Source organism: Okeania sp. SIO3B5 (assembly GCF_010692555.1).
Lineage (GTDB): Bacteria > Cyanobacteriota > Cyanobacteriia > Cyanobacteriales > Microcoleaceae > Okeania.
Genome location: NZ_JAAHHG010000100.1, coordinates 10,013 through 26,383 on the forward strand (window position 1 = coordinate 10,013; position 16,371 = coordinate 26,383).

Annotated in this window: 12 protein-coding genes; 8 read left to right on the forward strand and 4 right to left on the reverse strand. The window is 35.8% G+C overall.

The annotated features are described in order from the left end of the window. The first annotated feature begins 1 nt into the window (after position 1). On the forward strand, positions 2-2,608 hold the full coding sequence (locus tag F6K54_RS15650; RefSeq protein WP_293079012.1) for a BamA/TamA family outer membrane protein: 2,607 nt from the start codon (positions 2-4) through the stop codon (positions 2,606-2,608). 361 nt (positions 2,609-2,969) lie between these two features. Here F6K54_RS15650 and F6K54_RS15655 read toward each other — a convergent pair whose 3' ends face one another. Further along, positions 2,970-3,443 (reverse strand): EVE domain-containing protein, encoded by a 474-nt coding sequence (locus F6K54_RS15655; protein WP_293079014.1) that lies wholly within the window; start codon positions 3,441-3,443, stop codon positions 2,970-2,972. A gap of 183 nt (positions 3,444-3,626) precedes the next feature. Here F6K54_RS15655 and F6K54_RS15660 point away from each other — a divergent pair, with 183 nt between their 5' ends. The 5 genes from F6K54_RS15660 (at position 3,627) to F6K54_RS15680 (ending at position 7,834) form a co-directional block, all read left to right on the forward strand. After that, positions 3,627-3,899, forward strand: a complete 273-nt coding sequence (locus tag F6K54_RS15660; RefSeq protein ID WP_293079016.1) for a hypothetical protein — start codon at positions 3,627-3,629, stop codon at positions 3,897-3,899. A 27-nt stretch (positions 3,900-3,926) separates the two neighbouring features. Beyond that, positions 3,927-4,271, forward strand: coding sequence for a hypothetical protein (locus tag F6K54_RS15665; RefSeq protein WP_293079018.1), 345 nt, complete (start codon positions 3,927-3,929; stop codon positions 4,269-4,271). Between the two features lie 292 nt (positions 4,272-4,563). Then, the gene (locus F6K54_RS15670) at positions 4,564-4,743 is read left to right on the forward strand and encodes a hypothetical protein (protein ID WP_293079019.1); all 180 of its coding nucleotides are present in this window, start codon (positions 4,564-4,566) and stop codon (positions 4,741-4,743) included. A 379-nt stretch (positions 4,744-5,122) separates the two neighbouring features. Continuing rightward, positions 5,123-5,599, forward strand: a complete 477-nt coding sequence (locus tag F6K54_RS15675; RefSeq protein ID WP_293079021.1) for an Eco57I restriction-modification methylase domain-containing protein — start codon at positions 5,123-5,125, stop codon at positions 5,597-5,599. Positions 5,600-5,659: 60 nt separating this feature from the next. Continuing rightward, positions 5,660-7,834 carry an FG-GAP-like repeat-containing protein gene (locus tag F6K54_RS15680; protein ID WP_293079023.1) on the forward strand — a complete coding sequence of 725 codons (2,175 nt, stop codon included), beginning with the start codon at positions 5,660-5,662 and terminating at the stop codon, positions 7,832-7,834. Between the two features lie 360 nt (positions 7,835-8,194). Here F6K54_RS15680 and F6K54_RS15685 read toward each other — a convergent pair whose 3' ends face one another. Continuing rightward, a complete protein-coding gene (locus tag F6K54_RS15685; RefSeq protein WP_293079025.1) occupies positions 8,195-8,815 on the reverse strand; it encodes a hypothetical protein in 621 nt (206 codons plus the stop codon). A 203-nt stretch (positions 8,816-9,018) separates the two neighbouring features. After that, complete coding sequence (locus F6K54_RS15690; protein WP_293079027.1) at positions 9,019-11,412, reverse strand: ATP-binding cassette domain-containing protein; 2,394 nt, start codon at positions 11,410-11,412, stop codon at positions 9,019-9,021. Between the two features lie 1,762 nt (positions 11,413-13,174). Between F6K54_RS15690 and F6K54_RS15695 the strand changes: the two genes are divergently transcribed. Together F6K54_RS15695 and F6K54_RS15700 are read left to right on the forward strand one after the other, a co-directional pair. Next, positions 13,175-13,891: a DUF4760 domain-containing protein gene (locus F6K54_RS15695; protein ID WP_293079029.1), complete on the forward strand. Its 717-nt coding sequence runs from the start codon at positions 13,175-13,177 to the stop codon at positions 13,889-13,891. A 370-nt stretch (positions 13,892-14,261) separates the two neighbouring features. Next, a complete protein-coding gene (locus tag F6K54_RS15700) occupies positions 14,262-15,590 on the forward strand; it encodes a D-alanyl-D-alanine carboxypeptidase (protein WP_293079031.1) in 1,329 nt (442 codons plus the stop codon). A gap of 204 nt (positions 15,591-15,794) precedes the next feature. Here F6K54_RS15700 and F6K54_RS15705 read toward each other — a convergent pair whose 3' ends face one another. Then, positions 15,795-16,205 (reverse strand): four helix bundle protein, encoded by a 411-nt coding sequence (locus F6K54_RS15705; RefSeq protein ID WP_293079033.1) that lies wholly within the window; start codon positions 16,203-16,205, stop codon positions 15,795-15,797. Positions 16,206-16,371 lie beyond the last annotated feature (166 nt).

Sequence of the window (16,371 nt, forward strand, 5' to 3'; positions counted from 1 at the left end):
CATCAATAAACAGTTTGATTCGGAAATTCCTACTTCAGAAATTGTAGAAAATCAAAGGGAAAATCCTCAGAATTTTGAGTTGGCAAAGGGTGTAGGAACTAAATCAGAACCAACCATCAATAAACAGTTTGATTCGGAAATTCCTACTTCAGAAATTGTAGAAAATCAAAGGGAAAATCCTCAGAATTTTGAGTTGGCAAAGGGTGTAGAAACTAAATCGGAACCAATCATCAATAAACAGTTTGATTCGGAAATTCCTACTTCAGAAATTGTAGAAAATCAAAGGAAAAATCCTGAAAATTTCCAGTTGGCAAAGGGTGTAGAAACTAAATCAGAACCAACCATCAATAAACAGTTTGATTCTGAAATTCCTACTTCAGAAATTGTAGAAAATCAAAGGAAAAATCCTGAAAATTTCCAGTTGGCAAAGGGTGTAGAAACTAAATCAGAACCAACCATCAATAAACAGTTTGATTCTGAAATTCCTACTTCAGAAATTGTAGAAAATCAAAGGAAAAATCCTGAAAATTTCCAGTTGGCAAAGGGTGTAGAAACTAAATCAGAACCAACCATCAATAAACAGTTTGATTCTGAAATTTCTCAAAAAATAAATTTATCTGATAGTGAAATTACTCAAAATCAACAGAAATTAACATCAACATCATTAACATTAGACCCATCAGATAACTTGGCCCAAATTTCATCCCCAGAAGAAGTCCCCGAAAAACCAGATAGCGACACCCCACCCTCCGCAATAGAATCAGAAGAATTTACTCTTTCTCAATCACAACCAACAGAACCCTCTACAGGAGAAGCAGAACCCTTAGTGCTAGTCGCTGAAGTTGTAGTTAGTGGAGTAGACGGAGAACTAGAAGACCAAGTGTACCAAGTCATTACTACTCAAGCTGGACGTACCACAACTCGCTCTCAACTACAGAGAGACATTAACGCGATATTTGCCACTGGTTTCTTCCGAAACGTGAAAGCATTACCAGAAGATACTCCCCTTGGTGTACGAGTAACTTTTGAAGTTGAACCCAACCCTGTATTGACCTCTGTAACAATAGAAGGTTCTCAAGTATTGCCTGAAAGTGAAGTAGACAGAATATTCAGCGAGCAATACGGTGAAACTCTGAATCTGAAAATTTTTGAAGGGGGTGTCGAACAAGTTAACCAGTGGTATCAAGATAACGGTTACGTTCTCGGACAAGTTATCGGCGCTCCCCAAGTCAGTGATGATGGTTCAGTTATTCTGGAAGTTGCAGAGGGAGAAATTCAAGATATTCAAGTGCGCTTTGTGAATGCAGACGGACAAACAACAGATGAAGAAGGTAATTTAATTGAGGGCCGTACTCGTGAATATATCATCACTAGAGAAATTCAGCTTCAACCAGGCGATATCTTCCAACGAGAAACAGCAGAAAAAGATATTAGGAGAGTGTTTGGTTTAGGAATTTTTGAAGATGTTACCTTGGGTTTAGAACCAGCGCCAGACGATCCTAACAAGGCAAATGTGATTGTGAACATTGTAGAAAAAAGTACAGGTTCTCTAGCATTTGGTGGTGGGGTTAGTTCTGCAAGTGGATTATTTGGTACGGTGAGTTATCAACAACAAAACATTGGTGGTAATAATCAGAAATTAGGTGGCGAGTTTCAAGTGGGTGAACGATTATTACTTGCCGATATTAGTTTTACCGATCCCTGGGTAGGTGGAGATGAACACCGTCTTTCTTACACTGTTAATGCTTTCAGAAGACGGGCAATTTCGGTAATTTTTGATTCTGACGACGAAAACGGTCAGCGCGATGTCGATCTGCCTAATGGTGATAACCCACGAGTTATTCGTACAGGAGGTGGAGTTAGTTTCACCCGTCCGTTTATTCCTAATCCATTTGTTGAACCAGAGTGGACAGCTTCTTTGGGATTAAAATATGAACGAGTAGAAATTCAGGATAGTGATGGTGATACTGAACCTAGAGATGAATTAGGTAATAAATTGACTGTTGATGATTCTGGAGAGGACGATTTACTTACTATTCAATTTGGTATTGTCAACGATCGACGTAATAATCGCCGACAACCTACTTCTGGTAGTTTGCTAAGATTTGGTACAGAACAGTCTATTCCTATAGGATCATCGGAGATTGCGTTGAATCGTTTACGAGCTAATTACAGTTTTTATATTCCAGTAGACTTGACTAGCTTCGTTGATGGACCGGAAGCTTTGGCCTTTAATGTACAAGCTGGTCATATAATGGGAGATTTACCTCCTTATGAAGCTTTTCCTCTAGGTGGTACTAATACAGTTCGTGGGTATGATGAAGGTTCTTTAGGAGCAGGTCGTACATTCTTATTGGGAACTGTTGAGTATCGCTTTCCTGTATTTAGGTTTCTTGGAGGTGCTTTATTTATTGATGCTGCAACAGTATTTGATAGTCAAAGTTCTGTTATTGGTAATCCTGGAGGTGTGAGGAATAAACCAGGAGATGGTATAGGTTATGGTGCTGGTATTCGGGTACAGTCTCCTCTTGGTCCAATTAGAATTGATTACGCTATTAATGATGAAGGTGATAATCGTTTCCACTTCGGTATTGGTGAGCGTTTCTAATACTGTGGTTGGAGTCATTTCAGTTATCAGTTATCAGTTATCAGTTATCAGTCAAATAATTTTTGAAGGAAGTTTAGGGGAAATTGCTACCAAAAGTTTCCAACTAATCCGCATTAGAGGTTGTCTGAGAAATTTGCTATATCCAAGCCCCCGCGCATCCCCCAAAATTGCGGGACTAGAGCAAGCAAATTGAGTCTTGTTCCCCCCAAAGTTGGGGTTAGGGGGGCAAATTTCAGTTATCAGTTATCAGTTATCAGTTATCAGTCAAATAATTTTGGAAGGAAGTTTAGGGGGAATTTCCTACCAAAAGTTTCCAACTAATTCGCCTTCTGCCTTTAAGCCAAAATCTCTGTACTCTATGTTAATGAAAACTGCTATAAAAACCATCTTTCATAGCTAAAATTTTCTCTGCTACATTTTTAGCAACAGGCATTACGGATAACCTATTTCCTTTCCTAGTAACTAACAATTCATCTGGGCTAAATTCTTGTTTCAAAATAGCCAAAGATATTAACTTAGGAAACTCTTCTACAAACTCTACAGAAACAGTTTGCCACCGAGGCGAATTAGGAGTAGATTTGGGGTCATAATATTTGCTTTTTGGGTCAAATTGAGTAGGATCAGCAATGCCACTTTCCAATATTTTTACTAATCCAATAATGCCAGGAGGTACAGTATTAGAATGATAGAAAAATGCTAAATCTCCCGGATTAATTTGTCGCAAAAAATTCCGAGCTTGATAGTTTCTCACTCCATCCCAAATACAAGTTTTTTCATGTTTCATATCTGAGATGCTGTAAGTTTTTGGTTCTGATTTTATTAGCCAATATTTCATAATTTAAGGGAGTAGGGAGTAGGGAGTAGGGAGTAGAGGAGCAGGGGAGTGGCTCACACGGATTATGCCACGGATACACGGATACGGAAGGGAATGGGTAGGGATGTTGTATGCAACCTCCCTACAAGGTTATCATTTTTTCACGAATAATTTCATACTGCTATATAAATTTATATTCAAAAAATGAACTCGATTTCACCCAGAAAAGCATTAAACAAAGCATATTTAAAGGTCAAACCTAGCAGGAAAGATATTAAAAAATTCAAAGACAATCTGAAGTTACTGTTAGAGCAAATCAACAAAGCAGAATCAGAAGAATTTCATAAAAATCTAATTTCCAAATTTTTACAAGATACTTACTATAAATCCAATTATTTCATCAATACAAAAGGGCGAAATGACCTCGTAATTCACAATAGCAAATACCAGAAAAGTAATGTAGGTGTAATACTATAAATCAAGAAACCAACCAATACAAAAGAAATGCTCAATCTCGATAATCTGAACACTAAAGCATTTCAAGAGTTGGTATTGTATTTTTTGCGGGAACGTTTGCAGGAAAATAACCTAGAAATTAAATATCTAGTAGCCACTAATGTTTATCAATGGTTCATTTTTGATGCCCAATCATTTGAGAAATACTTTATTCAAGATCAAAATTTAGTCAGACAATTCCATGACTTTGAGGCAGGAAGATTAACAGGTAAAAAAACTGAATTTTTCTACAAGGTGAACTTAATTCACTACAATATTTATTTCAGTTTCTCAATGCTTATGAATTTAGCAGTGAAGGTTCGGAAGCAATTCAAGAAGATAATAAGACTTTAATTAATGCTTCTGTATTGGGGTTGATTAAGGAAAAACTTTAAGAGATTATCAAGTTGCTGTAGTTAATGATGAGTTAATAGGTAAGCATTCAGCCGTCAGCTATCAGCTATCAGCTATTAATTCATTGCCTTGATATCGGGAATTAGTATTAAAAAATTTAAGTATAATTATAAAGTATTGGAAAAAAATGACCTTGACCTTAGCAGTATATATAAATTATCTATTAAACAGCTAAAAGCTGACCGCTAATAGCTGAATCCTTACGTTAATAGTTATTGATGATGATGGAGAATTGTTTGAGTATTATCCGAATAATCAAGAGCGTCAAAGAGTACAAGAAACCTTATTTCACGAAAAACAGACAATCATTGAAAATTGTTTATTTGGGGTAGATATTAATCCTAATTCTGTAAAAATTTGTCAGTTGCGGTTATGGATAGAGCTTTTGAAAAATGCTTATTATAAACTGTAGGGACGTTGCATGCAACGTCCCTACGAGTTGGAAACTTTACCAAATATTGATATTAATATAAAGTGCGGTAATTCTTTGATTAGTCGTTATGGTTTAGATTCTGATTTACCGAATAATTAAGGTTTAAAGCCTCTCCTTTAAAGGAGAAACAAGCGGTCGAGGGATGGCGAGGTCTCCTCGCTGTCCTCCAATCGACCAAGAGAGAAAAAATTTTCCTTTTATTCAATCCTCTTCCTTTTAGGGAGAGGTAATTATCAATTATCCATTATCAATTATCAATTATTGAAGACTAGCTTTAAAGAAAAATAGGAATATTAAGAGTTATCGGAATGCTGTACAAGTTTATCGTCGTGCTGAAAGTAAACAGCAAAAGCGAGAAATGGAAAAGTTGATTCAGGATATTAAAGGTAATTTTATAACAACACTTCAAGGAACAGACCCTAAGAAAAAAAAGTTAATAAATTTAGAGTATGAAGTTGATGATTTAGTGAATAACAATCAATTGTCGTTATTTGAGGAAACAAAGGCCGAAAAAAAAGCTAGAGAGAAAAAGATTGTTCAGTTGAATAATCAGATTGATAAATTAAGAGTTGAAATTGAAGAAATAGAAAGTGGTAAGGTTTATGAGAATGCCTTGGAATGGCGATTTGAATTTCCCGAAGTGTTGAATGATATTGGTGATTTTGTAGGGTTTGACGTGGTTATTGGTAATCCACCTTATGGAGTTAATTTTCAAAATTATGAAAAAATATTCCTAAAGAAAAACTATTCTACAACTCAGTACAATTATGATAGTTACACTTTCTTTATTCCCTCTTTTCTGGAGATGTCTAGTTATGAAAATTTGGCAATTTAGAGAATTTTGGTTTACTCTGTTGATGATAGAGAAAAATAACAAAGGAGACTAATTTCTATCATGGCACTTTCAAGATGGCTACAGAATGAAATAGCCGAAACAACAATGGAGGATAAATTTAATCCTTCTCCACAACTGAAACCAACTTTGCGTAAATGCTTTCAGGTTGTGGTGGCAGTAGTAATGGCAGTTGCGATGTTTGTTGTACCGATACAAACAGTCTATGCTGCTCCGACTATTCAGTTCACTGAGTCTGGGCAAGCTTTGGGGAATTCCAATAGCACAGATGTGAGTTTAGGAGATGTCGATGCAGATGGCGATCTTGATGCTTTTGTTACTAATTTTGGTCAGCCTAACAAAGTTTGGTTAAATGATGGTAAGGACAATTTCACTGACTCACAGCAAGCTTTGGGGAATTCCTATAGCCATGGTCTGAGTTTAGGAGATGTGGATGCAGATGGCGATCTGGATGTTTTTGTTGCTAATTCTACGAATCAGCCCAACAAAGTTTGGTTAAATGATGGTAGCGGCTATTTCACTGACTCCCAGCAAGTTTTGGTGAATTCCAATAGCATAGATGTGAGTTTAGGAGACGTGGATGGAGATGGCGATCTGGATGCTTTTGTTGCTAATAATGGTCCCAACAGAGTTTGGTTAAATTATGATAGTAAGGGCAATTTCACTGACTCACAGCAAGCTTTGGGGAATTCCTATAGCATAGATGTGAGTTTAGGAGACGTGGACGGAGATGGCGATCTGGATGCTTTTGTTGCCAATTATGCTCTCAACAAAGTTTGGTTAAATGATGGTAAGGGCAATTTCACTGACTCACAGCAAGCTTTTGGGAATTCCAAAAGCTATCGTGTGAGTTTAGGAGATCTGGATGCAGATGGCGATCTGGATGCTTTTGTTGCTAATTATGGTCAGCCCAATCAGGTTTGGTTAAATGATGGTGACGGTTATTTCACTGACTCACAGCAAGCTTTGGGGAACTCCAAGAGCCATGGTATGAGTTTAGGAGATGTGGATGGAGATGGCGATCTGGATGCTTTTGTTGCTAATTATGGTCAGCCTAACAAAGTTTGGTTAAATGATGGTAAGGGCAAATTCATTGACTCACAGCAAGCTTTGGGGAATTCCGTTAGCTATCGTGTGAGTTTAGGAGATCTGGATGGAGATAGCGATCTGGATGCTTTTGTTGCTAATAATGGTCGTAACAAAGTTTGGTTAAACAACCTAGATCGGTATACCAACTATCCTCCCACCGACCTCGCACTCAGCAACAACACGCTCGACGAAAACGAACTAGGTAACAGTGTTGTGGGAACATTCTCTACTACTGACTCTGACGATAATACTTTTACCTACGAATTAGTCAGCGGTGACGGAGACACAGATAACTCAGCCTTCACTGTAGATGGAGACCAACTGAAAATCAAAGAATCTCCAGACTATGAAACAAAGTCTAACTATAGTATTCGAGTGGAAACTACTGACTCTGTTGGAGGAAATTTCCAGAAGGTATTTACTATCGATGTTAAAGTTCCTCCCACCGACCTCGCACTGAGGAGCACTACTATCACGATCGATGAAAGCGAACCTGCTAACAGTGTCGTGGGAACATTCTCTACTATTGACCCTGACGATCATACCTTTACCTACGAATTAGTCAGCGGTGAGGGAGACACTGATAACTCAGCCTTCACTATAGATGGAGACCAACTGCAAATCAAAGATTCACCAGACTATGACGTACAGTCTACCTATAGTATTCGAGTCGCAACTACTGACTCTGTTGGAGGAACTTTCCAGAAGGTATTTACTATCAATGTTAACGATGTTAACTATCCTCCCAATAACCTCATAGCAAGCAACACCACTATCAACGAAAACGTAGCAGCTAAAAGTGTAGTGGGAACATTCTCTACTACTGACATTGACGATAATACCTTTACCTACCAATTAGTCAGCGGTGACGGAGACACAGATAACTCAGCCTTCACTATAGATGGAGACCAACTGCAAATCAAAGATTCACCAAACTATGAAGCACAGTCTACCTATAGTATTCGAGTCGAAACTACTGACTCTGTTGGAGGAACTTTCCAGCAGATATTTACTATCAATGTTAACGATATTAACGAGCCTCCCACCGATCTCATACTGAGAAGCAATACAACGCAATCGACGAAAACGTACCAATACCTTTTTTCAGAAAACATGAGCCAAACCTAAACTCAACTACCCACAGACACTTGGATAACAGCAACTTGTCGGGAGTAGCGTTCGCAAGGCAAACCCAGCAAACCCGGTTTTTTCCTAGATGCTTATTAGCGAGCAAATATTTCTAGAATTTGACTTCTGAGAACCCAGAGCGCGATCGCTATCTATATGAATTCTTACAGGCTTTGTTGCATGCAAAGTTGCGATCGCAAAATTACCCCTGTAGAGGAATGAACTAGTGGTCTGTCAGCTTTGAATTGATGGGTTGAAACGAGCAGGAATAGCATAAAAGACAGAGGTTACAGAGGAAGATTAACCCATCAAAACTAACTTGACAGACCACTAGAGTAGTACTTTTTCTTTTTTCCTCTTTTATGCAACAAAGCCATTCTTATAAAGAATTTTCTTTAGCTCTGGCTCAAGTTTATATTGATTAATTACATTCAAATATTTTTCCCCTTGATCTGTAATCGAGAAGTAGTCAGACAATTGCAATGTTAGCCTCGAATTTCCTCTATTTTTGATCTTTTCAAAACCTGATTCACTATTCTTCTTCTCTTCAATAAGACCTCTATTTCTTAGTTTTTCTAATAAATATTCTTCATTAGGACGATTAATATTATAACTGTCATCTTTTTCATCACCGTTGATTTTTTTTAAAGTTATATAATCGTATGCATCTAAGACCACTGCAATTAGGAGTTGCTGAATATCACCTTCAATTTTCTCTACATCTTTCTTTACATCCTCTTTTACATCTTTCTTTACATCCTCTTTTACTTTGTCTAATAAATTCGCCTCGATTCCATCTTTTTTAATAGAAATTCGATTTAAATCTTCAACGCGAAGGGTAAAGAAAATTACTATTGCAATGAGTGTAATAGCCACAAGCAATTCTACTGATATATTGTTTGTCAATAGCTTTGCAAGAAATATGGTTTCAATTGTAGTAAGAATAAGAAAAACTGCCCACCACCTAGCTAATTTCATCATCGTTAATCCTTTATTATTTAAAAATTGATCTTTTTCTTATCTAAAGCAATTCAATTTTCAGTCTAATTTAATAATTGCCATTATACGAATATATGTCATATATCTTTATATGTAATATATTTTTAATGACTTCAATATTTAATCTCCCCTGGAAGTGCGGAATGTAGGTTATATGATAGCTAATAGCTGAATGCTTACACCACTTATATAATATCTTTTCGTTTTTGAAACCAAATAGTAAAGCCTAAATAAATCAGCGAATGTAAACATAAAGCTCCCCAACTTATCCCTAAATTTTCCCAGTCAAGGTTGTAAACATCTGAACCCGAAAATGGTAAAGGAACGGTACTTCCATCTGGTAATTCAGTTGCTTCTGGCACCATTTTATTCACATTTACAAGTGCCCCATAAGCAGCTACAGACCAACGACTTAACATTAGCCAAGAAAATTTACTAGCTATACCTGTCATTTCAAATAAAACACCAGAAAAAATAATCTGAGGTAGCAATATTAAGGGTAAAGCACTATTAGCTTGAGAACCATTTTTAACAATAGATGAAATCATTAATCCCAAACTCATACAACTTATCAAAGTTAAAAAAGTCGTAATACTAACTCCTATGGGCCATGACATTAAATCTGGCTGTGGATTTTCAAATCCAATTAAAACTACTAATACTACTAATAGAGTTTGCAGAGTTGCTAATAATCCTAAAACTATTAATTTTGAACTCAGATAAGCAAATAATCCTAAATTGACTAATCTTTCCCGAATATAAATAGCTGATTCTTTGATTATTTCTTGCAGGGAACTAGACAGACCAACCCATAAACAAGCACAGGTAAATACAAATAATACTCGCAAAGCTAAAGGAGCTAAGGAGGGTTCTGGGTCGCCAATTAATGGATTTTTATCTCTAACTGCAAATAAAATTAAACTAATACCAATAGGAGCAGTAAATAAAGCTAATCCTAAGTTAATGGGGTCGCGAATAATTAATTGAAAATATCGTTGAATTAAAATCAAAAGTTGTTTCCCAAAAGAAGCAGGTTGTTTTTTGGGAGGTAAATTAGTAGGAGCTTTTAAATTATCGATACTGAGATGATTGGCAATATAACGTCGATAATATTCTGATTGACGAAAATTATTTACCCATTCATTAATATTTTCATCATTAGTTTCTAGTTCGTTATAAATATCAGCAAAGTCACCAGTATTGACAGAGAAAAAAGTCATAGCTTCTCTCGGAGAACCAAAATAACATAAACGTCCTCCTCTACCTAAAAAAACTACTCGGTCGCAAATTCTAATATTAGCTGTAGCATGAGTAACTAAGATAATTGTTCGTCCTTGATTTGCCAACTTTCTTAATAGTTGCATCATTTTTTTATCTAAACCTGGGTCGAGTCCAGATGTAGGTTCATCTAAGAAAAATAATTTCGGGTCTGCTAATAATTCCACACCAATACTTACCCTTTTTCTCTGCCCTCCACTTAACTGACTAACTAATACATTTTTCCTCTCCTTCATCTCTATTTGTTCTAGAGTTTTGTCAACTACTTCTTGAATATTAATATCCGGCGGTAATCGCAATTTTGCCGCATAATTTAAAACCTCCAATACTGTTAATTCTCGATGAATAATATCATCTTGAGGAACATAACCAATTTGAGTCCGATAAATATTGAAATTATTCCTTAAATCTTCACCATTAATATAAACTTTGCCTTTAGTTGTAGGGTTTATTCCTAATAATGTTCCCATCAAAGTTGATTTACCAGTGCCACTACCTCCTACCAACGCCACAAACTGTCCTGGTTCGATCGCAAAGGAGATATCATTCAGCAAAACTCGTGTTTTCCCCCGTTGGTCTCTGACTATTCTATATAGACGATCGGCATCAATACGAATTTGATTTCCCTGGTCAAAAACTTCTAAGCGATCGCCACGCCTAATTAAAGTAAAAGGTCCTATTTTGACCACCGCTCCTTCAGTCAAAACAATAGAGTGTTTAACTCGCACCCCATTAACAAAAACGCCATTGGTACTATAGTCGTGTAAAACGTAATTACCCTGACTATTAGGTTCAATAGTGGCATGACGACGGGAAACAATGGGAGCATCTAATTCCAGAGTTGCATCAGGATCGCGACCAAGTAAAACCGATCGATTTTTTAAAGATATTGAACTCGTTTTTGGTAAAGATGCTACAGTTATGGGATTATTAGGATCGAAATATTTCAGCAAGATTTGGTTTTGGGGGTCGAGACCAATTTTGATTTCCATACCATTCTCTAGAAGATGACCTTCAGATGGAGTAATGCGAGTACGGTCTAGAAATAATCCATTGGTACTTGCTCGATGACCGTCACCATCATAAATATGGTAGCGATCGTCAATTTTCCGGATAGTGGCGTGGTAACTAGATATGACTAACCAAGCTGAAGGTACTACAAGATCGGCATGGAGGCGATCGCGTCCTAATATATGATTGTTTTGTTTAAGTTCAAGAGTAATAGTTTGGCCTTGATTATTCAATTCTATATAGGGATTATTACTTATTAAAAGAGTTGGCTGCCCTGTTTTATTCGTCATAATAATATTAGATTATAGATTCTCTTGGACAAATTGATAAAAACTATTGATATTGAATCATAATACCGTTTCACGGAAGTTAAAAGTCAAGGTAGGTTGAGTTGAGGAACCGATATTCGCAACTTATCCGAAGGATAAACCCAAGTGACTAGACTGATACAGCTAATTTTGTGCGCTAGTTCTTGTTCCTTATATAATTTTTTTTGTTGATTTTTCCTGATTTAGTTTTAAGGTGAAGAAAAATTGTATGGATATAGTAACCAGAAATGATTAGTTAGGCCGATTATAGACTATCTTAAGGATATTTATGACTGCTGTAAACCAACTAGAAAAGTATTAAGTTAAACCTTCTTTACTAAGAAGCAAGGAGGCTATCGCTTATGAGTGATATTAGTCTCTAATGGGTTTAAGGATTTTCTTTTAATGAATAGTATAGCAAGTTTAATATAGTTTAGAGTTGCGCCAGATTTCTTTATTATCTATCTCAATTTGTGTAGTTATAGTGTACTTCACCATTCTAAAAAGTGCTGTAATTCTTGTCCATTAAATATTTTTTTTGATATTTTTCCTGATTTAGTTTTAAGCTTAAGAAAAATTGTATGGATGTAGCAGTCATAAATAATTAGGTAGGCTAATTATAGACTACCTTAAGGATATTTATGACTGCTGTAAACCAACTGAAAAGTATTAATTCAAAGGCTCTTTAATAAGAATAAAGGAGGTGATAGTTTATGGGTGATAGTGGTCTCTAATGGGTTTAAGGATTTTCTTTTAATAGACATCTCCAATAATAAAAAGTAAAATCAACTATCGTACATAAATTCTCAATTATTCCCCACTGCTCCCTCTTTTATAGAGATGTCTAATGAATAGTATAGCAAGTTTAATATAGTTTAGGGTTGCGCCAGGTTTCTTTATTATCTATCTCAATTTGTGTGGTTATAATGTACTTCACTATTCTAAAAAGTGCTGTAATTCTTGTTCCTTAAATATTTTTTTTGAGGTTTTTCCTGATTTAGTTTTAAGCTTAAGAAAAATTGTATGAATGTAGCAATCATAAATAATTAGTTAGGCTGATTATAGACTGCCTTAAGGATATTTATGACTGCTGTAAACCAACTGAAAAGTATTAATTTAAAGGCTCTTTAATAAGAATAAAGGAGGTGATAGTTTATGGGTGATAGTGGTCTCTAATGGGTTTAAGGATTTTCTTTTAATAGACATCTCCAATAATAAAAAGTAAAATCAACTATCGTACATAAATTCTCAATTATTCCCCACTACTCCCTCTTTTATAGAGATGTCTAATGAATAGTATAGCAAGTTTAATATAGTTTAGGGTTGCACCATATTTCTTTATTATCTATCTCAAGTTGTGTGGTTCTAAGGAGCCATAAAAAAGCTATTCAGTTTATTTTTACACGAGTTCTAGATAGCAATCCTCAATTGATTGCGACAAATTTTATAACGGTTAATTTGAACTGAAAACCTTTAAAATTTTGAATCCTGACTCGTGGCTCCTAATTACCACCAAAATATTATAACTGCAATAGCATTACCATACTGCTTTTACTATTCAAAAAAAACTAGGTTAGGATAATGTGCATATTTCCAGCATTTTATTCTAAGTCAAGTATTCTCTAAAATATAGTTGTTGAGAATTTGGCAAAAAAATGGCTAAGTGTCCGGTTTTTAATAATAGTAATTGTTTTATGGTCTAAAAATCGCTATTTTCTATAATCTTACCTTAATTCAGAAATGTATGGAAATTCCCAATGATAAAGATCCTAACCATATTGGCCAGGTGAACATACCTGTTAATATTGTTGTCATTTTAGTGGCGTTATCCAGTTTACTAACATTGATTTATATTTGCATAGGTAAAACATATAAAGAGGCATTAGATTTTCTTATTCATGCGTTCACAACGAGCGTTATAGCTGTAAGTGCTCATTATGCTTATAGAACTCTTCGTAAAGCTGAAAAGGATAAACAGAGTGAGGAAGAAAATCGTTTGGAAGAACGTCGTCAAGCTGAAGAGGATCAACAAAAAGAAAGTCGTCAAGCTGAAAAGGATAAAAAACAAGACAAAGCATACCGTTTGATAGGGCGTTGGAATAGTCCTGAAATGCAGTCATTAGAGCTTGGCGCTAAACAAATGCGTAATGATCTAAGAAAAAATCCACAACCTATGCAAACGTATATTCAAGAAGCAGAAGAGAATAACAATCAAAATCAAGAAAAAATATATAAGGTTACTAAGATACTTAACTTATTAGTTGAGATTGCAATATGTGTTGAAAACGGAATTGCTGATGAAGATGTATTAAAGAGTTTTTTTCAAGAAATAGTTGAAGATTACTGTGAAAAGTTCTATGATCTTATCCATTTTAGGAGTGAAGGAAAGGGGCATCCAAAAAGGTATAAGAAGCTTCTAGAACTCAGAAGTAAGTGGAATGGAAGTGGAGAAAAAACTTGAATTATTTAGTATTGATGTTAGAATTATGTAGATGGGAATAAAGATTAAATAAGATATAAAAATCAACTACTAAAATTAAATGGGTTTTGGAGACCAAACCCCTACTAAAATATTACAACTTATTTAGGATTGTTATAGTAATATAAAATTCGGATAATTACTATATCCAAGTCCGCAGCAACTTACACTCGTGGAAGGAAGCATTTAGGAGATTGCTTCCGCTTCATCGCTGAGGACAACTGTTCAACCGGATTTTATATAATATCATTCAGTCTACTGAGCAAGATCAAATCTAGTTAAATAGATGATATTATGTGTTGGGTTTCGGTTCCTCAACCCAAGCTACATTTACTTATTTACTGGATTTTAAATGCCAAAAAAACTATCTATAACTACTCTCTGTATTTCCTTATGTCTAATTGGATGTCAATCTCCCGAACCCAAAATAACATCTCCCAGTCCTGAAATAACTCCTTCCCCACAAGTATCACAAATATCAATTGAAATTCCGGAAAAACCCTTAACATTACCTCCAAATAATCCAGAAAAAATAGCCTCTACTCCTATAGAAACATATCTCAGTAGATTAACAAGTCAAGGATTTTCTCAACAAAATCAAGGAATATGGATACAATCAAATGATACTTTATTAGCAAATCATCAAGGTACAACTCCTTTACCAGCAGCTTCAATTACTAAAGTCGCAACTTCTTTAGTTGCCTTAAGAATTTTCAATCCCAACCATCAATTTATTACTTTAATTGGCACAACAGGCACAATTGAAAATGGTATCTTAAATGGAGACTTAATCATTCAAGGAGGAGAAGATCCATTTTTTGTTTGGGAAGAAGCGATCGCCATTGGTAATTTATTAAATAAAATAGGGATTCAAAGAGTCACTGGCAATCTAATTATTACTGGCAAATTTTATATGAATTTTGAATCTAATTCTCTGACTGCTGGTAATTTACTGAAACAAGGATTAAACAGTCAAACTTGGTCTTCAGAAGTTTTAAATCAATATCAGACTTTGCCGCCAGGTACAGCAAAACCGCAAGTAATAATTGATGGGGTTGTAGCAGTTTCTCTTACTCATCGTGAAAATATTAAACTATTAGTTAGACATTATTCTTTCCCGATGGCTGAACTGGTGAAAAAGATGAATCAATATAGTAATAATTTAATGGCAGATATGTTAGCTGAAGCTGTGGGAGGCTATCAAGTAGTTGCGGAAAAAGCAGCTCAATTTGTAGGAGTACCAAAAGAGGAAATTCAATTAATTAATGGTTCAGGTTTAGGAGAAGAAAATCGAATTTCTCCCCGCGCTGCTACTGGAATGTTTTTAGCAATAGATAAATATCTTCAGCAATATAATATGAATGTGGCAGATGTGTTTGTTATTGTTGGTAAAGATAAAGGTATTTTAGATGAACGTAAACAACTGCCAAATTTAGCAGTAGTCAAGTCTGGAACTCTAAATTATGTTAGTGCTTTAGCAGGTGCTTTGCCAACAAAAGAAAAGGGAATTATTTGGTTTACAATTCTGAATAAAGGAGCTAATGTAACTGAGTTACGCAACCAGCAAGAAATTTTCCTGAAAGATGTCTTAAATAATTGGGGTTCTGTTGATTTATCGCCACCAGAATTAACAACTAATCCTGAGAGAAAAACGAAAACTTCTCGGAGTGAAGTTATATAAGGAAGTGAGGGAGTAGGGGAGTAGGGGAGTGGGGGAGTGCGGGAGTTTCACAGGGGCAGGTTTTTTTGTGAAACCCTTATGGGACTGACAGGTATAAAGATTCAGCCTTTAAAGGAGTGAAAAAGTGCCTGGTATCACAAGGAACAAATATATTAGATTATCTCCTAATTAATTCCTCGTTTCTCCTAACTACTCTCTGCTCCCTTACTCCCTCGCTCCCCTACTCCTCGGATGTTTTAACAACCAAGGATGAGGATTATTAATTACTTTTACTAAAATGCTGATAATTTCGTCATAAATTTTTGAAAGCTTTTGCTCTGTTTCTACATCTAAATATTGACATTTTACAGCAAAATCAAGCCATGTTTGTGTTTCTGCTGCTTCTGCTTCACAATCATTTAATTTAGCAACAAAGGCCAGCTCATATCTACGTTTTCGCCAAGCTTCAGCCAGATTAGCACAAACAGAACGTGACGAACGTCTAATTTGGTCAGTTAAAGAATACCTTTCTTCTATCGGAAATTTTTTAGACAATTCAAAAATTTGCATAGCCCCAACAAAAGCTTTCTGATAAACCTTTAAATCTTTATGACTTTGAACCAACCCATTATTCACTCTAATTTTCTCCTCACTACAACTTTATTTTATTATTAATTCTCCCACTCCCCCACTCCCCCACTCCCTCACTCCCTACTCCCCCACTCCCCCACCCCCTCACTCCCTACTCCCCCACCCCCCCCACTCCCAACACCCCCACCCCGACATCCCCGCACACACCCCC